General features: G+C 75.0%; 17 protein-coding genes and 2 pseudogenes. 9 read left to right on the forward strand and 10 right to left on the reverse strand.

Annotated features, from left to right (window positions below):
• Positions 1 to 70: 70 nt before the first annotated feature.
• From NMK34_RS17060 to NMK34_RS17080, 5 genes are all read right to left on the reverse strand, one after another.
• The gene (locus tag NMK34_RS17060; RefSeq protein ID WP_318334250.1) at positions 71 to 814 is read right to left on the reverse strand and encodes a winged helix-turn-helix domain-containing protein; all 744 of its coding nucleotides are present in this window, start codon (positions 812 to 814) and stop codon (positions 71 to 73) included.
• A 242-nt stretch (positions 815 to 1,056) separates the two neighbouring features.
• Positions 1,057 to 1,347, reverse strand: a complete 291-nt coding sequence (locus NMK34_RS17065; protein ID WP_318334251.1) for a hypothetical protein — start codon at positions 1,345 to 1,347, stop codon at positions 1,057 to 1,059.
• Between the two features lie 323 nt (positions 1,348 to 1,670).
• Complete coding sequence (locus NMK34_RS17070) at positions 1,671 to 2,204, reverse strand: 2'-5' RNA ligase family protein (RefSeq protein WP_184686197.1); 534 nt, start codon at positions 2,202 to 2,204, stop codon at positions 1,671 to 1,673.
• 44 nt (positions 2,205 to 2,248) lie between these two features.
• Complete coding sequence (locus tag NMK34_RS17075; protein ID WP_013286580.1) at positions 2,249 to 2,854, reverse strand: response regulator transcription factor; 606 nt, start codon at positions 2,852 to 2,854, stop codon at positions 2,249 to 2,251.
• Positions 2,851 to 3,996: a sensor histidine kinase gene (locus NMK34_RS17080; RefSeq protein WP_318334252.1), complete on the reverse strand. Its 1,146-nt coding sequence runs from the start codon at positions 3,994 to 3,996 to the stop codon at positions 2,851 to 2,853. Before NMK34_RS17080 ends, NMK34_RS17075 begins: the two co-directional genes overlap by 4 nt.
• 132 nt (positions 3,997 to 4,128) lie before the next feature.
• Between NMK34_RS17080 and NMK34_RS17085 the strand changes: the two genes are divergently transcribed.
• From NMK34_RS17085 to NMK34_RS17095, 3 genes and pseudogenes are all read left to right on the forward strand, one after another.
• Positions 4,129 to 4,956 carry a hypothetical protein gene (locus NMK34_RS17085; protein ID WP_318334253.1) on the forward strand — a complete coding sequence of 276 codons (828 nt, stop codon included), beginning with the start codon at positions 4,129 to 4,131 and terminating at the stop codon, positions 4,954 to 4,956.
• Positions 4,957 to 5,074: 118 nt separating this feature from the next.
• Positions 5,075 to 5,365 (forward strand): annotated as a pseudogene (locus NMK34_RS30920) (DEAD/DEAH box helicase); the annotation flags it as partial.
• Positions 5,366 to 5,544: 179 nt separating this feature from the next.
• Positions 5,545 to 7,011, forward strand: a pseudogene (locus NMK34_RS17095) (DEAD/DEAH box helicase); the annotation flags it as partial.
• Positions 7,012 to 7,113: 102 nt separating this feature from the next.
• On the opposite strand, the gene lon reads toward NMK34_RS17095, so the two are convergent.
• Entirely contained in the window at positions 7,114 to 9,450 is a 2,337-nt protein-coding gene (gene lon / locus NMK34_RS17100) for an endopeptidase La (protein ID WP_318334254.1), read from the reverse strand.
• A 234-nt stretch (positions 9,451 to 9,684) separates the two neighbouring features.
• On the opposite strand from lon, the gene NMK34_RS17105 reads away from it, so the two are divergent.
• Positions 9,685 to 10,032 (forward strand): histone-like nucleoid-structuring protein Lsr2, encoded by a 348-nt coding sequence (locus NMK34_RS17105; protein ID WP_262011993.1) that lies wholly within the window; start codon positions 9,685 to 9,687, stop codon positions 10,030 to 10,032.
• A gap of 203 nt (positions 10,033 to 10,235) precedes the next feature.
• Here the strand turns inward: NMK34_RS17105 and NMK34_RS17110 are convergent, their stop codons facing one another.
• Both NMK34_RS17110 and NMK34_RS17115 read right to left on the reverse strand, forming a co-directional pair.
• Positions 10,236 to 11,486: a hypothetical protein gene (locus NMK34_RS17110; RefSeq protein ID WP_318334255.1), complete on the reverse strand. Its 1,251-nt coding sequence runs from the start codon at positions 11,484 to 11,486 to the stop codon at positions 10,236 to 10,238.
• Positions 11,487 to 11,796: 310 nt separating this feature from the next.
• Complete coding sequence (locus tag NMK34_RS17115; protein ID WP_318334256.1) at positions 11,797 to 12,663, reverse strand: DUF2726 domain-containing protein; 867 nt, start codon at positions 12,661 to 12,663, stop codon at positions 11,797 to 11,799.
• A 107-nt stretch (positions 12,664 to 12,770) separates the two neighbouring features.
• Between NMK34_RS17115 and NMK34_RS17120 the strand changes: the two genes are divergently transcribed.
• Complete coding sequence (locus tag NMK34_RS17120; RefSeq protein WP_318334257.1) at positions 12,771 to 13,862, forward strand: DICT sensory domain-containing protein; 1,092 nt, start codon at positions 12,771 to 12,773, stop codon at positions 13,860 to 13,862.
• Between the two features lie 33 nt (positions 13,863 to 13,895).
• Positions 13,896 to 14,618 (forward strand): helical backbone metal receptor, encoded by a 723-nt coding sequence (locus NMK34_RS17125; RefSeq protein ID WP_318334258.1) that lies wholly within the window; start codon positions 13,896 to 13,898, stop codon positions 14,616 to 14,618.
• Between the two features lie 30 nt (positions 14,619 to 14,648).
• Here the strand turns inward: NMK34_RS17125 and NMK34_RS17130 are convergent, their stop codons facing one another.
• Positions 14,649 to 15,347 (reverse strand): CBS domain-containing protein, encoded by a 699-nt coding sequence (locus tag NMK34_RS17130; protein ID WP_128139085.1) that lies wholly within the window; start codon positions 15,345 to 15,347, stop codon positions 14,649 to 14,651.
• Between the two features lie 227 nt (positions 15,348 to 15,574).
• Here NMK34_RS17130 and NMK34_RS17135 point away from each other — a divergent pair, with 227 nt between their 5' ends.
• Positions 15,575 to 16,147 carry a DoxX family protein gene (locus tag NMK34_RS17135; RefSeq protein ID WP_318334259.1) on the forward strand — a complete coding sequence of 191 codons (573 nt, stop codon included), beginning with the start codon at positions 15,575 to 15,577 and terminating at the stop codon, positions 16,145 to 16,147.
• A gap of 152 nt (positions 16,148 to 16,299) precedes the next feature.
• Positions 16,300 to 16,668 carry an FKBP-type peptidyl-prolyl cis-trans isomerase gene (locus NMK34_RS17140; RefSeq protein WP_013286592.1) on the forward strand — a complete coding sequence of 123 codons (369 nt, stop codon included), beginning with the start codon at positions 16,300 to 16,302 and terminating at the stop codon, positions 16,666 to 16,668.
• Between the two features lie 106 nt (positions 16,669 to 16,774).
• Here NMK34_RS17140 and NMK34_RS17145 read toward each other — a convergent pair whose 3' ends face one another.
• On the reverse strand, positions 16,775 to 17,161 hold the full coding sequence (locus NMK34_RS17145) for an STAS domain-containing protein (RefSeq protein ID WP_318334260.1): 387 nt from the start codon (positions 17,159 to 17,161) through the stop codon (positions 16,775 to 16,777).
• A gap of 185 nt (positions 17,162 to 17,346) precedes the next feature.
• On the opposite strand from NMK34_RS17145, the gene NMK34_RS17150 reads away from it, so the two are divergent.
• On the forward strand, positions 17,347 to 18,366 hold the full coding sequence (locus NMK34_RS17150; RefSeq protein WP_318334261.1) for an SMP-30/gluconolactonase/LRE family protein: 1,020 nt from the start codon (positions 17,347 to 17,349) through the stop codon (positions 18,364 to 18,366).
• Positions 18,367 to 18,420: the final 54 nt, after the last annotated feature.

Here is an 18,420-nt window from a genome sequence, read left to right on the forward strand (position 1 = left end):
AACGGTTCGGTCCGGACCGAACGATCCGCGACGGACACCGCCGGGCCGGGTCGGACACCGCCGGGCCGGGTCAGGCGCGCGCCGGGCCGGTGTCGCGGGTGGCGGGCGCGGCCAGCAGCACCGGGTCGAGCCCGAGCGCCTCGGCCAGCGCGTCCCGCCCCGCCGGGGTGACCCGTACCGCCCGGCCGGTGCCGCGCGCGGTCCAGCCGAGGTCGAGGAAGCGCCCGCACAGCGCCGCCCCGACCGCGCCGGCCAGGTGCGGGCGCCGTTCGGTCCAGTCCAGGCAGTCGCGGACGAGCGGTCGCCGGGTGCCGCGCAGTGGTTCGACGGGTACGCCGAGACGGTCCAGCCAGCTCATGCCGGCCTCGGTCAGCGCGAGGCCGCCGGTGCGGTCGAGCACGCCACGGTCGAGCAGAGCGTCGTGCAGCAACACGCCGAGCCGCCCGGCCAGGTGGTCGTAGCAGGTGCGCGCGTACGCCAGGGCGGCGCCGGCCGACGCGGCGCGCAACGTGCGGGGCGGGGCCGCCGGTGCGGGCGCCCGCGCGGCCAGGTCCTCGACGAGCTGGGCGACGCCCGGGTCGGCGAGGCGGACGTACCGGTGGCGGCCCTGCCGCTGCTCGACCAGCAGGCCGCCGGCGACCAGCCGGGTGAGGTGGTCGCTCGCGGTGGACGCGGCGACCCCGGCGGCGCGGGCCAGCTCCCCGGCGGTCCAGGCGCGGCCGTCGAGCAGGGCCAGGCAGAAGCCGGCCCGGGTGGGGTCGGCGAGCAGCGAGGCGAACCCGGCGAGTCCGCGGCCGTCGGCACCGGTGGTCATCGGCCCATGCTGACACGTGACCGGCGCGGGCACCGCCGGGCTGGGGCTGGGTGGCGTGGGCGTCCGCGCCGGGAGCGACGGGTGAGCGCCGGCGCCGTGTCCACCGCGAAGGTGACACTCGGCCCGGGCGAGGACAGCGGGCGCAACTACCGGCAGGCCGGCCTGGTCGCGTACGTCGACGACGACCGGTTCGCCCGGCTGACCCAGGTGGCGAACTGGACCATCCGGCAGGTCGAGTACGGCTACGAGCTGCCGTTCGCCGGGCGGCGCGTGCACGGCGGCAGGGATCGCAGGTGCGGCATGTACGCGAGAGGCGCCATCTGGACCTCGCCGGACGACCCCAGGGCGCTCAGCTTGGACTGCTTCTTGGTGTTCGGGTTCTCGACCAGGTTGCGGAAGTCTTCGGTCCCGCCCAGATTGACCTGGTAGGAACTGCCCAGGGTGAGGCCGCGCTCCTCGATCAGCCGCAGCAGTGCGTGGTGCGGCACGGAGGTGCCGAACTGGCTGGCCAGGTCGTCGCCGAGCAACGGCACACGGGCTTCCTCGAAACGTGCCAGTAGGAACTCCTGCCGGCCGCCGGTTCCGACGTGGTGTTCACGAACGCGACGCCCGCCGTCAGAGCCGCCTCGGCGTATGCCCGAGCCGTGTCCGGCCGGCCGCTCGGAGCGGAGTAGAGCTGCACCTCCGCCCCTTCCAGCGCGTGCGCCACCCGTTCGACTTCCGCCGAGTCCACCAGGCCACGACGACCGCCAGTCGAATACTGCCGATCATGGGACGAAGAGTGCCCGGATCTGCCCACGCCTGGGGTTCCGGTCAACGGAACCGACAGCCACCAGCGCCGGGTGAGCCTTCTCGGTCAGCCGCCGGAACGCGGGCAGGCGGTGGTCAGCTCGCTGACGGTGCGGGTGTCGCCGTCGTAGCTGCGCGCCGCCACGAACGCCCCGGCCGGCGGGTGCGCCCCGGCGACCGCCCGGGCGCGGCGCCGGTCCGCCGCACCGAACCGCAGCGCCAGGCTCAGGTGCGGCACCCACCGGCCGGGCTGGTGCCACGAGTGCCCGCCGGACGCCTCGGCTAGTACGTCCCAGACCGCGCCGTGCAGCGCGACGAGTTGCGGGGTCGGGCGGACCAGCCACACCAGTGGCGCGCTGCCGTCGAGCACCGCCACCCGGCCCAGCCGCACCGGCAGCGGAAGCGCCGCGTCGCAGAGGTCGGCCAGGCGCTGCTCGGCGCCGGGCGGGAACTCCTCCACCGAGGCGAGCGTGAGGTGCGGCCGGTTCGTCGGGTGCGTGTTGCGGGCAAGGCTGGGCAGCCCGGCGGCGGCGAGCCGGTCCCAGGCAGCGCGAACCGCCGCTTCCAGTTCGGGAGAGCAGAGCAGTTCGACCGTCCGCACGTGATCAGGCTAGTCGCCGGCGACCGCCCGCGACGCCCCGTACGTCAGAGCCAGCCGGCCTCGCGCGCCCGCCGGACCGCCTCCGCCCGGTCGGCGGCGCCGAGCTTCTGCACGCAGGCGCTGAGATGGTTGCGGACCGTTCCGGCGGCCAGGTGGGTCCGCCGGGCGATCACCGCGACCGGCGTGCCCAGCTCGGCCAGCCGCAGCGTCTCCAGCTCGCGCGGCGTGAGCGGACACTCCGGCAGGGTGAGCGCGTCGGCCGCGAGCGCGGGATCGACGTAACGCGCCCCGGAGTGCACCCGGCGGATCACGTCGGCCAGCGCGCCGCCGGGGGCACCCTTGGCGAGGAACCCGCGTACCCCGGCGGTGAGCGCCGGGCGGAGCTGGGCGGGCCGGCCGTGTCCGGTGAGGATCACCGGGGCGCAGCCGGGCAGCGCCCGGGTCAGCTCGGCGGCGACCTCGACGCCGCCGGGCGGCGGCATCTCCAGGTCGAGCACGGCGACGTCGGGGCGGTGCGCCAGCGCGGCGTCCAGGGCGCTGCGCCCGTCGCGGGCGTGCGCGACCACCTCGATGTCCGGTTCCAGGTCGAGCAGCGCGGCCAGGGCGAGCCGGATCAGCTCCTCGTCGTCGGCCAGCAGGACCCGGATCACGGCGTCACCGGCACCGTCGCCACCAGGCTGAACACGCCGTCGGAGGCCTCGGCCCGGACCCGTCCGCCGGCCGGGGCGAGCCGGTCGGCCAGGCCGCGCAGGCCGCCGCTGAGCCGGTCCGGTCCGGCGTCGTCGCGGACGCCGTCGTTGCGTACGGTCAGCGTCACCACGCCGTCGGTCCGGGTGATCTCGATCCGGCACCAGCCGGCCCGGCTGTGCCGCAGCACGTTGGTTCCGGCCTCGCGCAGCACGGCGGCCAGGTCGGCGGCGACCGCCTCGGGCACCTCGGCGGCGGGCGGGACCACCGTCGTGCGGACGCCGCTGGAGCGCAGCACCTCCCCCACCGCGGCGGCCTGCTCGGCGAGGTCGACCGCGCGGTAGCCGTGCACCGCCGCCCGGACCCGGGTCAGCGCCGAGCCGGCCAGCCGCCGGGCCTCGGCCGCCTCCCGGGCGGCCCGGCCGGCGTCGCGCGGCGCCAGCCGCTCCGCCAGCTCCGCCTTGAGCGCGATCACCGTCAGGTCGTGGCCGAGCAGATCGTGGACGTCCCGGGCGAAGCGCAGCCGTTCCTCGGCGGCGGCGAGCCGCGCCTGGGCGGACTGCCCCTGCCGGGCCTCGACGAGCAGGTCCCAGAACCAGACCTGCACCCATGTGAGGGCGGCGATCCCGGCGCCCACCACGCCGGTGACCATCAGCGCCGTGGGCACCGGCCCGCCCGTCGCCCAGGTGACGGCGGCGGACACCGCGAGGACGCCGGCCGCCGCCACCGCCGCGACGACGGGCCGGAACAGCAGCGGCGTCATGCCGACCAGGGACGCCCCGAGCCAGGCCCAGGTGGGCCAGGTTCCGGCCGCGACCGGGCCGAGCAGCGGCAGGCTGAGCAGCGCCGCCACGGTGAGCGCGGCGTGCCGGCGGCGGCGGGCCGGTACGGGCAGCCACGGCGTGACCGCGGCGTGCAGCACCGCGATCTGGGCGACGGTGAACGCGAGCAGCCCGGCGGCGCCGAGCGCGACGCGTACCGGATCGGGTTCGCGGGCCAGGCCGACGGCGGGCAGCAGCACCGTGGTCCACACGTTCGTGGCCAGCGACAGCAGGGTGACCCGCCGGGCCCGGCGCAGCCGGTGGTCCGCCGGATCGACGCTCATGCCCGCTGATCCTAGGGCGTGCACCGGTCCGCCCACCCCTGAGAAACTTCACGGGCGGACCGTGCGATCCGCACGGTTTCCCGATGACCGACGCGCATTCTCCCGTGCGCCGGGCGGCGGCAGGGTCGGGGCATGACGGAGATGACTGTGGGCGTACCCCGGCGGTGGGCCGGGTGGGCGCGGACCCGGCACCTGGCCGGGATGGTCGTGGCGATGGTGGCCGGGATGGTGCTGCTCGGGCCGCTGTGGCAGGTGGGCGGGAGCCTGCTCGACGGCGCGGCGGTGCTGGCACGGCCGGACGTGGCCGCGCTGGTGATGGCGACCAACATGGCGGCGGGCATGGCCGCCTGGATGTGGTACCGGGGGGACGGCCGGGCCGCCACCACGGAGATGTCGGCGGCCATGTACGTGCCGTTCCTGCTGCTGCTCCCGCCCTGGTGGGCCGGGTGGGTCGGGGACGACACGCTGCTGCTCGGCGGTCACCTGCTGATGGTGCCGGCGATGCTGCTGGTGGCGCTGCGGCACCGGCACACGCCCGCCGCGCCGCCGCGCCGGCACCCGGTCGCCGCGGCCGTGGCGCGCGGGTGGCCCGCCGGGCTGGGGCTGCTCATGACGGTGGACATGTGGTTCGCGCCCAGCGTCTTCGCGCCGTGGACGCTGCTGGTCCTGCCGGCCGGCTACCTGCTGATCGGCACCTGGCGGCGGCAGTGGGGCGACCGGCGCGCGCTGGCGGCGCAGCTTGCCGGGGCGGCCGTGTGGGGCGGCCTGGCGGTCGTGGCGATGATCGCGTCCGCCGACGTCGCCGGGGTGCTCGTCGGGGTGGGCTGGCTCGTCCACGCGGCCTGGGACGGCTGGTACCACCGCACCGGCGCGGTGGTACCGCGCGGGTACGCGCTGTGGTGCGCGGTGTTCGACGTCGGAGTGGGCCTCACCACGCTGCTGGCCGTCCTGTCCCGGTGATCCGGCGGGGGCACGGGGCCACGCCGGATCACCCGGAGGGGACGGCACACAGGTGGCGCGGCGAACGTTTGACCCGGTCGCCGCGACCGCCGCGCGGCGGTGATGAAAAGCTTGTCGCATGAACGCCGCACCGACCCCGACCGACCCCGCCCTTCCCGCCGACGCCGAGGACGGCATCGCCTTCGCCGATCTCGGGCTGCGCACCGAGTTGCTGGGCGCGCTGTCCGCGCTCGGTTACGAGGAACCGACGCCGATCCAGCGGGAGGCCATCCCCCCGTTGCTGGCCGGGCAGGATCTGCTGGGCCAGGCGGCGACCGGTACGGGCAAGACCGCCGCGTTCGCGCTGCCGCTGCTGCAGCGGATGCCGGTGGGGCGGGCCGAGGGCGACCCGGTGTCGCTGGTGCTGGTGCCGACGCGGGAACTGGCCGTGCAGGTCTCCGAGGCGTTCCACCGCTACGGCAAGGACCTGGGCGCCCGGGTGCTGCCGATCTACGGCGGGCAGCCGATCGGCCGGCAGTTGCGCGCGCTCGACCACGGGGTGGACGTGGTGGTGGCGACGCCGGGCCGGCCCGGGCGCCCYMGRRSMTGCCGACGCGGGAACTGGCCGTGCAGGTCTCCGAGGCGTTCCACCGCTACGGCAAGGACCTGGGCGCCCGGGTGCTGCCGATCTACGGCGGGCAGCCGATCGGCCGGCAGTTGCGCGCGCTCGACCACGGGGTGGACGTGGTGGTGGCGACGCCGGGCCGGGCCCTGGACCACATCGCCCGGGGCACGCTGCGGCTCGGCGCGCTGAGCACGGTGGTGCTGGACGAGGCGGACGAGATGCTCGACATGGGCTTCGCCGAGGACATCGAGGCGATCCTGGAGCACGCCCCGGCCGGCCGGCAGACGGTGCTGTTCTCCGCCACCATGCCGGCCCGTATCGACGGGCTGGCCCGGCAGCACCTGACCGACCCGGTCCGCATCCGGATCGAGCGGGAACGGCCGGTCGCCGGGGAGGCGCCCCGGGTGCGGCAGAGCGCGTACATCGTGGCCCGGGCACACAAGCCGGCCGCGCTGGGCCGGGTGCTGGACGTGGAGTCGCCCACCGCGGCGATCGTGTTCTGCCGCAGCCGCGAGGAGGTGGACCGGCTCACCGAGACGATGAACGGCCGGGGATACCGGGCCGAGGCGCTGCACGGCGGGATGAGCCAGGAGCAGCGGGACCGGGTGATGGGCCGGCTGCGGGCCGGCACGGCGGACCTGCTGGTCGCCACCGACGTGGCCGCCCGGGGACTGGACGTCGAGCAGCTCACCCACGTGGTCAACTACGACGTGCCGTCGGCCCCCGAGTCGTACGTGCACCGGATCGGGCGGGTCGGCCGGGCCGGGCGGGAGGGCGTGGCGATCACGCTCGCCGAGCCGCGCGAGCACCGGATGCTCAAGACCATCGAGCGGGTCACCGGGCAGCGGATCGCCATCGACAAGATCCCCACTGTCGCGGACATGCGGACCCGGCGGCTGGAGCTGACCCAGGCCGCGCTGCGGGAGAGCCTGCTGGAGGACGACCTCGACCCGTACCGGGCGATCGTGGAGTCGCTCACCGACGAGTTCGACCTGGTCGAGGTGGCGCTGGCGGCGGTGAAGCTGGCGCACGAGGCGACGTCGCCGGGCTCGGACGACGAGGAGGAGATCCCGCAGGTTCCGGTCCGGGGCCCGCGCGAGGGCCGGCCGGAGACCGGCGGGCGGGGCGAGCGCCGGGGGCCGGGGCGTCCGCGCACCGGCGGGACCACCCAGGTCTTCATCGGGCTGGGCCGGCGGGCCGGGGTGCGGCCGCAGGACCTGGTCGGCGCGATCACCGGGGAGACCCGGATCAACGGCCGGGACATCGGCTCGATCGAGATCGCCGACCGGTTCTCCCTGGTCGAGGTGCCGCAGGCGGTCGCCGACGAGATCATCGCGGGGCTGCGCGGCACCACCATCAAGGGCCGCAAGGCGACGGTACGCCGGGACCGGGACGGCGACGGGCCGGGCGAGCGCCGCGACCGGGGGTACGAGCGGCGCGACCGCCGCTGAGCCCGGCGCGACCGGCTTTCACGGCGGCCGGCCTGGAGACCACAGCGGGCGGACAGGACGACGCCCCGGCCACCGTGCGTACGGTGACCGGGGCGTCGGCCGTCAGGCGGCGGCGAGCGCCGGCCCGTCCAGCGCCTGGGTGCCGAGTTCGGCCGGGCGCAGGGCCAGCGCGAGCACGTCCGCCACGTCGGACAGGGTGTGCACGGTCAGCGCCTCCCGCACCTGCGCCGGCAGGTCGTCCAGGTCCGGCTCGTTGCGCTTCGGGATGATCACCTCGGTGAGACCGGCCCGGTGCGCGGCGAGCAGTTTCTGCTTCACCCCGCCGATCGGCAGCACCCGGCCGGAGAGCGTCACCTCGCCGGTCATCCCGAACTCCGGCCGCACCGGACGCCCGGTCACCAGGGAGGCCAGCGCGGTCACCATGGTGATGCCGGCGCTCGGGCCGTCCTTCGGTACCGCGCCCGCCGGGACGTGCAGGTGGATCCGCCGCCCGGCCAGCGCGTTCGGGTCCAGCCCGTAGCGCCGCCCGTTCGACCGCAGGTACGACCACGCGATGTGCGCGGACTCCTTCATCACGTCGCCGAGCTGGCCGGTCAGCGTCAGCCCGGGTTCACCCTCCATCGTGGTGGCCTCGATGAACAGCACGTCACCACCGGCGCCGGTCACGGCCAGGCCGGTCGCCACGCCGGGCACGGCGGTGCGTTCGGCCGACTCCGGGGTGAACTTCGGCCGGCCCAGGTAGCGGGCCAGGTTCCCGGCGTCCACGTGCACCGGCGCGGCGTCCGTGGCGAGCGCGACGGCCACCTTGCGCAGGATCTTCGCCAGGGCCCGTTCGAGCTGCCGGACGCCGGCCTCCCGGGTGTACTCGCCCGCGATCAGCGCCAGCGCCTCGTCGGCGACGCTCACCTCCTCGCCGGTCAGCCCGGCCCGCTCCCGCTGCCGGGGCAGCAGGTGGTCCCGGGCGATGGCGACCTTCTCGTCCTCGGTGTAGCCGTCCAGCGCGACCAGCTCCATCCGGTCCAGCAGCGGGCCGGGGATCGCCTCCACCACGTTGGCGGTGGCGAGGAACAGCACGTCGGACAGGTCGAGGTCGACCTCCAGGTAGTGGTCGCGGAACGTGTGGTTCTGCGCCGGGTCGAGCACCTCCAGCAGGGCCGCCGCCGGGTCGCCGGAGTAGCCGGCGGCCAGCTTGTCGACCTCGTCGAGCAGCACGACCGGGTTCATCGAGCCGGCCTCGCGCAGCGCCCGCACGATCCGGCCGGGCAGCGCGCCGACGTAGGTGCGCCGGTGGCCGCGGATCTCCGCCTCGTCCCGGACACCGCCGAGGGAGACGCGGACGAAGTTGCGGCCCAGCGCCCGGGCGACCGACTCGCCGAGGCTGGTCTTGCCGACACCGGGCGGGCCGGCCAGGGCCAGCACCGCGCCGGAGCCGCGTCCGCCGACGACGCCGAGGTTGCGCTCCGCGCGCCGGTTGCGCACCGCGAGGTACTCCAGGATGCGGTCCTTCACGTCGGCCAGGCCGGCGTGGTCGGCGTCCAGCACGGCCCGGGCCGCGGCCAGGTCGGTGTCGTCCTGGGTACGCGTGCTCCAGGGCATCTCCAGGACGGTGTCCAGCCAGGTACGGATCCAGCCCGCCTCGGGTGAGGCGTCACTGGCCCGCTCCAGCTTGCCGACCTCACGAAGCGCCGCCTCACGGACCTTCTCCGGCAGGTCGGCGGACTCCACCCGGGAGCGGTAGTCGGCGGAGCCGTCCGGCTCGTCCTCGCCGAGTTCCTTGCGGATCGCGGCGAGCTGCTGGCGGAGCAGGAACTCCCGCTGGGACTTCTCCAGCCCTTCGCGGACGTCGCTGTTGATCTGCTCGGTGACCTCCTGCTCGGCCAGGTGTTCCTTCACCCAGCCGACGAGCAGTTCCAGCCGGGCGGTGACGTCCGGCGCGGCGAGCAGTTCGGTCTTCTGGGTCAGGCTGAGCCAGGGCGCGTAGCCGGCCGAGTCGGCCAGCTCGGACAGGTCGGTCATCCGCTCCATCGCGTCGATCACCTGCCAGGCGCCGCGCTGTTGCAGCACCGAGGTCATGAGCGCGCGGTACTCGCGGGCGAGTTCCCGGGCGCGGCCCGCCGGTGCGGGTTCGTCGAGTGTGTCCGCCTCCACCCAGAGCGCGGCGCCGGGACCGGGCACGCCGGAGCCGATGCGGGCGCGGGTGAGACCGCGGACGACCGCCGCCGGTTCGCCGCTGGGCAGCCGGCCCACCTTCTCGATCGTGGCGACCACGCCGACGGAGCCGTACTCGCCGTCGATGCGAGGCACGGCCAGGAGTTCCTTGTCGCCGGTGGCGCGGGCCGCGTCGACTGCGGCCTGCGTGGTCGGGTCGAGGGTCACCGGGATGACCATCCCGGGCAGCAGGACGGCGTCGGTCAGTGGGAGTACCGGAAGAGTTGCCATCGAACACCTGCCATCACGTTGGTTGAGCGTGTCTGGCTCAAGTAACAAAACATGTCCCTTGTTCCGGATTGTGACCCACGCCACGCCGAGCGCCCCCGTTCCGGCGCTCCGCGCCCAATGGCGGCACCGTTTACCGCGACCCGCCGAATGGAAACAGTCGGCTATTGTTGCGGGATTACCGCGCGGTAGGTCAAACTCTTAGCCACACCCCGCCCGACACAGGGAGTAATGGCGATGGCAAGGAAAGTAATCACCGTTCTGACCGACGACCTCGACGGCGGAAAGGCCGATCGGACCGTCGAGTTCAGCCTGGACGGCGTGGCGTACACGATCGACGTCTCCGACGAGAACGCGGGCGTCCTGCGCAAGGCCCTGGATCCGTACATCAGCGCTGGCAGGCGAATCGGCCGGGGAGCTGCCGAGGTCACCCGCGGCGCCCGTCGCACGACCCGGCCGAGCACCTCGGGAATGGACCGCGAGCAGAACCGCGCCATCCGGGAATGGGCCGCCAAGAACGGGTTCGAGATTTCCGAGCGCGGGCGCATCCCCGTGTCGGTGGTCGAGGCGTACAAGAACCGCTGACCGTCACCGGTTCACCGTCGGGCATCCCGGGGTCACGCTGAGAAATCGGCGTGGCCCCGATCGGCATTCTCCGCTCGGCGCTTTTCGTCCGGCGGATACCCACGGCACGAGATTTCCTCCGGGATCGCCTCCCACCGTTCCCGTACGCGGAAAGGCCGCGACCGCCCGGAGTGGTCCCCGGACGGCCGCGGCCGTCACGTCGCTCAGTTGACCCGGATGCGCACCACGTCGATGGCGGGGGTCTGGTTCGCCCGCTCCATCATCGGGATGCGGTGCGAGCCGTCACCGGCCCAGACCGCGCACTGCGCCACGCCCGACTGGGCCAGGCCCGGGATCTGGATCAGCACGTCGTCCGGCTGGTTGCCACCCCGGCCGTCCTCGGTGGCGACGAAGAACGCCGGCACGTCCTGCGGGTTCGGGGGCTGCCGGGTGCTGCCGAGCATCCGGCAGGCGGTGTGGAAGTGACCGCGTACCAGGCCCTGGCCGTTGAGCAGCGAGCTCTCCAGGTAGTAGCCGCCCTGACCGGCGGCGAGGAAGCGGTCCCGGACCAGGTTCTTGGTGGTGACCCGGAGCGTGAACGGCTGGTTGCGCCGCACCTGGTTCGGGAACTGCGTGATCAGCAGCGACGGGTTGTTCGCCGCGGCGCCCACCTCACCGAACGCGGTGCTCACGCACCGGTTGCCGTTCTGGAAACCGTCGTGGCCCTGGAGCCGGCTGCCGGAGCAGTCCTTGGCGAGCACGTTCAGGCCGTTGTTGCCGCCGTTGTTCTGGCCGCCACCGTTGTTGTTCCCGCCGCCGTTGTCACCGCCGTTGTTGTTGCCGCCGTTCTGGCCCCCGTTGTTGTTGCCGCCGTTGTTGTTCCCGCCGTTCTGACCGCCGTTCTGGCCGCCGGTGCCGGGGGTGTCGCTCACCGCGCACCGGGCGAACTGGTCCAGGCCCTGCGGGCGCTGCGCGAACCGGCCGATGGCGGTGGCGATCCGGTTGAGCGCCGCCGTCCGCTTGTCCGCGAGCGGGCCGAGGATCGCGTTGTTGATGAAGTCGCCGCCGTTGCGGCCCTCCGCCGCGAGCCGCCGGTTCGCCTCGGCGATCTGGCTCTCCAGCAGCGCCAGGGTGCGATCCACCTCGGCACGGGCCTGGCCGGGCACCTGCGGCAACCGGCCGCGGACGTCCGGGCAGGCCACCGTCGGGGTGCCGGCGCCGGCACCACCGGCGTTGGTCTGCTGGCACTCGGCCGGCGACATCTGACCGTCGCCCCAGTGGTTGCGGACCCAGCGGCCGTTCTGCCAGGTACGGGTGGTGCTGCCCTGGCCGTCCGGGGCGGTCGCCCCCGGGCTCGCGGGCACGCAGGACGCCGAGGCCGCGCGGGTGGTCGTCCGCCGGTCCTGGGCGGACGAGATCTGGGTGACGGCGACGATGCCGCCGAAGACCGCGAGCGTGCCGACAACCGCCAGCATCCGCTTGCTCCGCGCGTTACCGGATGACCGGCGCGCCCGTGTGGACCTGCGCATCGAATTGCTCTCCTTCTCGATCCGGTAGTTGACTGGTGATCCCGGCGGACCGACGAATTCGGGGTGTGAGATCACTGCGACGCTCAGTCGCGCGTCAATGGCCGACGATGCCCTTTCCGCACCGTCTCCGCGCCGTCCGGGCGCGGCGGGGAAGATCTGCGTCCATTCCCGATGAGGTACGGAGCGCCGTCGGCGAAGGTTCAACCGGAGATCGGAAAAAAATCGAGAAGTAGCCGTCCGCGCCGGCGAGGAGGGTTCAGTCGACGCAGAGGTGGTCGAAGGCGAACCCGCCGTCGAAGGAGTCCCGCCGGGCGGCGAGCGCGCGGACCTGCCGGAAAAGCTCGTCACGGTCCAGCAGGGACGGCGCGGCGCCGTCGAGGTCACGCAGCCGCTCCCCCAGCGCCACCACGGCCAGATCCTCGGCGAGCCGCCCCGCGTCGACCCCGCAGGCGAAGCCGCGCGACGTCAGCCGGACCCGCTCCAGCAGGCAGCGGCCGGGCCGCACCTCGACCCAGGCCCAGCCCTCCGCCGGCCCGTCGGTCCAGCGCACATGCAGGCCGCGCACGATCGGGTCGGCGATCCGGCCCGCCACGTACGCCTCGACCGCCTCGACCCGGGCCAGCGCGCCGAGGTCGTTCACCGGTCCACGCCGGCCGTCCGGCAGCCGGCCGATGATGTCCCGGAAGCCCACCGCGTCGCCGGCCTCCGGGTCGGTGCCGTCGGCGTAGGCCCGCGCGTCCAGCACGTACTCGGCGAACCGGCGGACCTGCTCCGCGCCGCCCAGCGCCGGCGACTCGACGCGCACCAGCGGCAGGCCGACGGCGGAGCAGACCGCGTCGGTGAGCCGTTCCTCCCGCCGGGCCGGCGACCCGTCCGGGGCGGGCGCGGTGAACCGCACCGCGAAGCGCGGCAGCCCGCTGTCGGCGGCGCAGACCACCAGGTCGAGCGACGCCCGCCCGGCGGTGCTCCACTGACTGCCGGTGACCCCCGGCGGGCGGCCCTGCACCAGGTCACCGAGCCGACGGCCGGCATGGCCGAGGTGGCCGGCCCGGACCAGGGACGGCGCGACGCCGGGCGGGACCGGCCGCAGCCAGGAGGCCGTCACACTGCCTGTGCTCGTCATCTCGCCCCGATCCCCCCTCGCCCGGTCGACGCCCGAGTGTAGGCGGTGCGGCGCAGTCGGTACGGCCGACCGGTGCGCTACCGCGCCCGTCCCTCTAGGCTCTGCCCGTGCCCAGCGGACGGACCCCGGAACAGTTCACCAAACGCAGCCTCGTCGCCGTCTCCCACGCCATCGAACGCGCCGCGCTCGCCGAGGCCGAGGACGGCCCGCTCGTCGTGCTCGCGCTGTTCCAGCGGCTGCCGTACTTCACCCGGGAGCGCGAGGTCTACCGGCGCATCGCCGGCCGCGCCGCCGTGACGGTGGTGGCGATGGTCGGCGGACCGCCGCCCGACCTGCCCGAAAGGGCGCACGGCGTGACCCTGGACGAGGCGGAGACGCTGGCCCGGGAGTGGACGGTGGTGGCGCTGAGCCCGCGTTTCGGCGCCACACTCGTCGCGCACGACCGGGCCGAGGTGGCGCCCGCGCCGACGCTGGAGGCCGGCCGGCTGTTCGAGGGACGCTGGGGTTTCCGCCGCGACGAGGCGCTGCACGAGGTGATCCGGCTGCGCGAACAGCTCGCCGAGCGGCTGCCCGCCGCGGCACGTACCGCGCTGGACGAGGCGATCGCCCGGGTGCGGGACATCCCGGCCGGGCCGGGCGAACCGCGCGCCGAGGCGGCGCTGCGGATGCTGGCCCGCCGCGGCGACCGGAACCACCAGCCGGTCGAGCCGGCCGAGACGATGCTGGACGAGTCAGGCCTGGCCCGGTGGTCCGGCGCGGACGGGGTGACCTCCTCCGGCACGCTGCCCGTGGCGCTGGTCGGCCTGCGGGTGGAGGCGCCGCCCGGCTCGCCGGAACGCTTCGGCCGACGCGGCGTCGCCCGCGAGGGGCACGCCGTGCTCACCGCGATCACCGCCGTGCTGCGGCCGGTCGACCGCGCGGTACGCGTCACCGAGAACGAGTTCCAGCTCGTCCTGCCGGGGCTCGACGAGCCGGCCGCGCTGGAGGTGGTACGCCGGTTGCACGACGGGATCGGCGCGCTGGCCCGGTCGTACCCGTTCATGGCGTACATCGTGCACGCGGCGGTCGGGGTGACCACCCGGCGGCCGCTGCCCACCGCGGACCTGCGCGCCGCCGTCGACTGGGCGGTACGCAAGGGCCTGCCGGTGGCGGGCCTGCCGCCGGAGAACGCCGACGCCGTGGCCGCGCCGGCCCACTGACCGGCCGGTCCGGTTCGAGGAGAGGGAGACGCGGTGCGGGTGGTGTCGCTGGTGCCGTCGCTGACCGAGGCGGTCGCGGCCACCCGCCCGGAGGTGCTGGTCGGCGCGACCGACTGGTGCACCCACCCGGCCGGGCTGGACGTCGCCCGGGTCGGCGGGACGAAGTACCCGGGCCTGGACCGGGTGCTCGCGCTCGAGCCGGATCTGGTGCTGCTCAACGAGGAGGAGAACCGGCTGGCCGACGCCGAGGCGCTGCGCGCGGCCGGGGTGCCGGTCCGGGTCACCTTCCCGCGTACCGTGCCGGAGGCCCTCGACCAGCTCGGTGAGCTGGTCGACGCGCTCGGCGTGCCGGCCGAGCCGCACTGGCTCCGGGAGGCCCGCCACGCCTGGGCCGCGCTGCCCGCGCCGGGACACGTCCGCACCGCCGTGGTGCCGGTGTGGCGGCGCCCGTGGGTGGTGCTGGGACGGGACACGTTCGCCGGGGACGTGCTGGCCCGGCTCGGTGTGCGCAACGGCTGGGCCGACGACGCGGAACGCTATCCCCGGCCCAGCCTGGACGAGCTGCGCGCCCGGGCGCCGGAGCTGGTGGTGCTGCCCGACGAGCCGTACCGGTTCACCGCCGAGGACGGGCCGGAGGCGTTCCCCGGCGTGCCGGCGGCACTGGTGTCCGGCCGGCACCTCACCTGGTACGGCCCGTCGCTGGCCGAGGCCCCGGCGCTGCTGGCCGCCCAGCTCGCCACCGCAGGCCCCACCTGACCGGTGAGGCCCGGGTGGGGCCCGCGGTGCTCAGGCGACAGGGGTGGCGTGCACCGGGTCCAGCTCCATCAGCGTGGTGTCGTCCACGTCGTACCCGATCGCGTTGTGCACCGCGACCACGCCCGCGACCTGCGCGGCGAGACGGCCCGCAAGCTCGACGGCGCTGCGCCGGTCCAGCCGCCCGTCCATGGTGACCTCGCCGCCGCGGACCTGGACCGTGACCAGGCCGTCGCGCACCGACAGCACCCGGCGCAGCACCTCGTGCACGACCTCCTCGCGGATCTCCGCGTCGGTACGCAGGTGCACGCGCAGCAGGTCACCGCGGGTGACGATGCCGGCGAGCCGGCCCAGGTCGTCCAGCACCGGGAGCCGCTTGACGGCCTCGTGGTCCATCAGCCGGGCGGTCGCCGCGAGCGACGCCCGCTCGTGGGTGGTGACCGCGGGCGCGGTCATCAGGTCCCGGGCGACGAGCGCGCCCGCCTTCTCCCGCGCGGTCCGGCGGCGCCGTCCCTCGAAGACCCGCCGCTCGTCCGGGTGACCGGACCGCTCCACCTTGTGCAGCAGGTCCGCCTCGGAGATCACCCCGAGCACCCGGCGGAACGAGTCCACCACCGGCACACCGCTGATCCGCTGCCGCACCAGCACGTCGACGACCTCGCGGTACGGGGTCTCCTCCGTCACCGTGGCGACGTCCCTGGTCATCACGTCGGCAACCTGCCACGTCCTCATCACGACCTCCTCGTGCCGGTTCTCCACCTGCGACGGTAGGCCGCCGGCGTACGGCCTGGTCAGGGGCGGCGGACCGGCCGTGAGGGGCCGACCGGACCGGGTGCGGACGGGACCAAGGACCCGGTCACGAGGGCACCTCTCGGCCCTGCTCCCGGACGGCGCGCGGCGGTGGAATGAATGTGCCACCGGGAAGCGCGGTGCGAGGCACAGGAAGGGACGTGGACACCATGACCGCGACAATCGAGCGGACCCCCGCCGTCGAGCGGACCCCCGCCGCCACCATCGCTCCGGCGGCGCACACCGAGACCACCCGCCAGAAGGCCACCCGGTACGTCTGGGCCGGGCTGCGGCTCGCCCTGGGCTGGGTGTTCCTCTGGGCCTTCCTCGACAAGATGTTCGGCCTCGGCCACGAGACCCCGGCGAAGAACGCCTGGATCAACGGCGGCAGCCCCACCAAGGGCTTCCTCGGACACGCCGTCGAGGGACCGTTCGCGGGCATCTACCAGAACCTGGCCGGCGCGGCCTGGGCGGACTGGCTGTTCATGGTCGGCCTGCTCGGCATCGGTGTCGCCCTGATGCTCGGCATCGGCATCCGGGTCGCCGCCGTCGCGGGCGGTCTGCTCCTGGTCCTGATGTGGACGGCGGTGCTGCCCCCGGCGAACAACCCCTTCATGGACGACCACCTCATCTACGCGGGCCTGCTGGCCGGCCTGGCCCTGGTGGGCGCCGGCAACACCCTCGGCCTCGGCCGGGCCTGGGCGAGGCTCCCCCTGGTCCAGCGTCTCCCCTGGCTGAAGTGACCAGCTCGCCCCGGGGCGGGCGTCGCCGACAGGCGACGCCCGCCTCTTTCGTGTCCCCGCCACGCCGGTGTGCGGGGACCGGCGCGTATCGGCCGGTCGCGATCCGGCAGGATCGACGGTGACCACACCGTCAGCACCGAGGAGACCCGCTCATGGACAAGCCCCAGATCGGCCCGATCGAGGGCGCGCCGCCCGCCGATCTGGTCGTCGAGGACATCACCGTCGGCGACGGCCCGGAGGCCCGCGCGGGCCAGCTGGTGAGCGTGCACTACGTGGGCGTGGCCCACTCGAACGGCCGCGAGTTCGACGCCTCGTGGAACCGGGGTGAGACGTTCGAGTTCCCGCTCGGCGGCGGCCAGGTCATCGCCGGCTGGGACCAGGGCGTCGTGGGCATGAAGGTCGGCGGCCGGCGCAAGCTCACCATCCCGCCGCACCTGGGCTACGGTGCCCGGGGCGCGGGCGGCGTCATCAAGCCGAACGAGACGCTCGTCTTCGTGGTGGACCTGCTCGGCGTGCGCTGAGCGCGGCGCCTTCCCGTCGGGCCGCCGGCTTCCGGGCCGGCGGCCCGGCGTGTGTCTCTGGCCTGCTGCGTGCCGGGGTGCAGCGTGCGCCCGGGCCGTTGGCGGTTCAGGCCGCGCAGGCCACCAGCTCGCGAGGGCGACCGGGCAGGTCCGGCAGACTCTGGGTGCTCCCGGTGCAGCGCACCGGGACCACCCGGTGCAGGCCGGTCACCCGCAGCACCCGGGCCACCACCGGGTCGGGGTCGGTGAGCACCAGCTCGCCACCGCGGGAGCGGACCCGCAGGTGGGTGGCGACCAGCGCGCGGACCCCGGCCGCGGAGAGCAACCGGACACCGGACAGGTCGACCCGCAGCACCGGCCGGGCCGGCGCCGCCCAGAGCGCGGCCCGGAACGCCGTCACGGTGGCGATGTCGATCTCGCCGACCGGTCGCAGCTCGACCACGTGGTCGTGCACGTCCATCGCCACGAAGAAGCGCTCACCGCTGTGTACCATGCGGCCAACCTACCCGCGCCCACCGACATTTCCGGGCCTCGCGGCGGGGGGTTCCGGGTAGTGTCCGGGAACCGACCCCGAGCCGTCTCAGGGTCATCCCGCAGCCGTGCCGCCACGCCGCGCGGGAAGCGGCGAAACGCCGTCCGGGACTGCCCTGCACGACGCCGCGGGGCCACAATGAGCCGATGGTCGTCCCCCGCCCGCGCGCCCCACTGCTGATCCGGCCGGTCCGCGAGCCGGCGACGGTGCCGCCGCCGCTCACCGGCCCCTGGTCGCCCGCTGACACCCGGCTCGACCGGGCTGACCTGCTGCCGCTGCCGGCCGGCGGGCACGGCCCGGAGGACGTGGTGGTCGACGGCGACGGCCGGGTGGTCAGCGGCGACGAGGACGGCCGGCTCTGGTGGTGGCCGGCCGACTCGCCGCCCGGCACGCCGCCGACGCTGCTGGCCGAGACCGGCGGGCGGCCGCTGGGCATCGAACGCGATCCGGTCGACGGCGGGCTTCTGGTCTGCGACGCCTACCGGGGGCTGCTGCGGGTCGACCCGGCCGGCCGGGTGCACGAGCTGACCGGGACCGCGCCGCCGGTGCACCTGGCCGACAACGCGGCGGTGGCGCGCGACGGCACCGTCTACTTCACCGACTCGTCCGACCGGTTCCCGCTCTCGCACTGGAAACGCGACCTGCTGGAGCACCGGCCCAACGGGCGGGTCCTCGCCTACGACAGGCGCACCGGGCGCACCGACGTGGTCGCCGACGGGCTCTACTTCCCCAACGGGCTCGCGCTCACCCCGGACGAGTCGGCGCTGATGCTCGCCGAGACCGCCACCCACCGGCTGCTCCGGGTCGACCTGCCCAGCGGGCGGGCCACTGTGCTCACCGACCTGCCCGCGTACCCGGACAACATCTCCGGCGTCGGCGACGGCACCTACTGGGTGGCGCTGCCCAGCCCGCGGCTGCGGGCGATGGAACGGCTGCTGCCGCATCCCCGGGTCCGGCAGATCGTGGCCCTGCTGCCCGGCGCGGTGCAGCCGCAGCCGCGCCGCTACGGGCTGGTCGCGCTGGTCGACGGCGACGGCCGGGTGCTGCGCACGCTGCACGGCCCGAGCGGGGCGTACCCGATGGTCACCGGCGTGCGGCAGCACGGCCGCCACCTCTGGCTGGGCAGCCTCACAGCGGCCGGGGTGGCCCGGGTCGGCCTGGACTGAGACGACGCGGGGCCGGCCCGCGCGGACGCGGGCCGGCCCCGTGGCCGTTCCTCC

Source organism: Micromonospora sp. BRA006-A (assembly GCF_033433935.1).
GTDB lineage: Bacteria > Actinomycetota > Actinomycetes > Mycobacteriales > Micromonosporaceae > Micromonospora > Micromonospora aurantiaca.

What these genes read in the sequence shown, in the direction of transcription:
- NMK34_RS17060 (WP_318334250.1), bottom strand. Translation starts at nt 814, where the DNA reads ATGACCACCGGTGCCGACGGCCGCGGACTCGCCGGGTTCGCCTCGCTG.
- NMK34_RS17080 (WP_318334252.1), bottom strand. Translation starts at nt 3,996, where the DNA reads ATGAGCGTCGATCCGGCGGACCACCGGCTGCGCCGGGCCCGGCGGGTC.
- NMK34_RS17085 (WP_318334253.1), top strand. Translation starts at nt 4,129, where the DNA reads ATGACGGAGATGACTGTGGGCGTACCCCGGCGGTGGGCCGGGTGGGCG.
- lon (WP_318334254.1), bottom strand. Translation starts at nt 9,450, where the DNA reads ATGGCAACTCTTCCGGTACTCCCACTGACCGACGCCGTCCTGCTGCCC.
- NMK34_RS17105 (WP_262011993.1), top strand. Translation starts at nt 9,685, where the DNA reads ATGGCAAGGAAAGTAATCACCGTTCTGACCGACGACCTCGACGGCGGA.
- NMK34_RS17110 (WP_318334255.1), bottom strand. Translation starts at nt 11,486, where the DNA reads ATGCTGGCGGTTGTCGGCACGCTCGCGGTCTTCGGCGGCATCGTCGCC.
- NMK34_RS17115 (WP_318334256.1), bottom strand. Translation starts at nt 12,663, where the DNA reads ATGACGAGCACAGGCAGTGTGACGGCCTCCTGGCTGCGGCCGGTCCCG.
- NMK34_RS17130 (WP_128139085.1), bottom strand. Translation starts at nt 15,347, where the DNA reads ATGAGGACGTGGCAGGTTGCCGACGTGATGACCAGGGACGTCGCCACG.
- NMK34_RS17135 (WP_318334259.1), top strand. Translation starts at nt 15,575, where the DNA reads ATGACCGCGACAATCGAGCGGACCCCCGCCGTCGAGCGGACCCCCGCC.
- NMK34_RS17140 (WP_013286592.1), top strand. Translation starts at nt 16,300, where the DNA reads ATGGACAAGCCCCAGATCGGCCCGATCGAGGGCGCGCCGCCCGCCGAT.
- NMK34_RS17145 (WP_318334260.1), bottom strand. Translation starts at nt 17,161, where the DNA reads ATGGTACACAGCGGTGAGCGCTTCTTCGTGGCGATGGACGTGCACGAC.
- NMK34_RS17150 (WP_318334261.1), top strand. Translation starts at nt 17,347, where the DNA reads ATGGTCGTCCCCCGCCCGCGCGCCCCACTGCTGATCCGGCCGGTCCGC.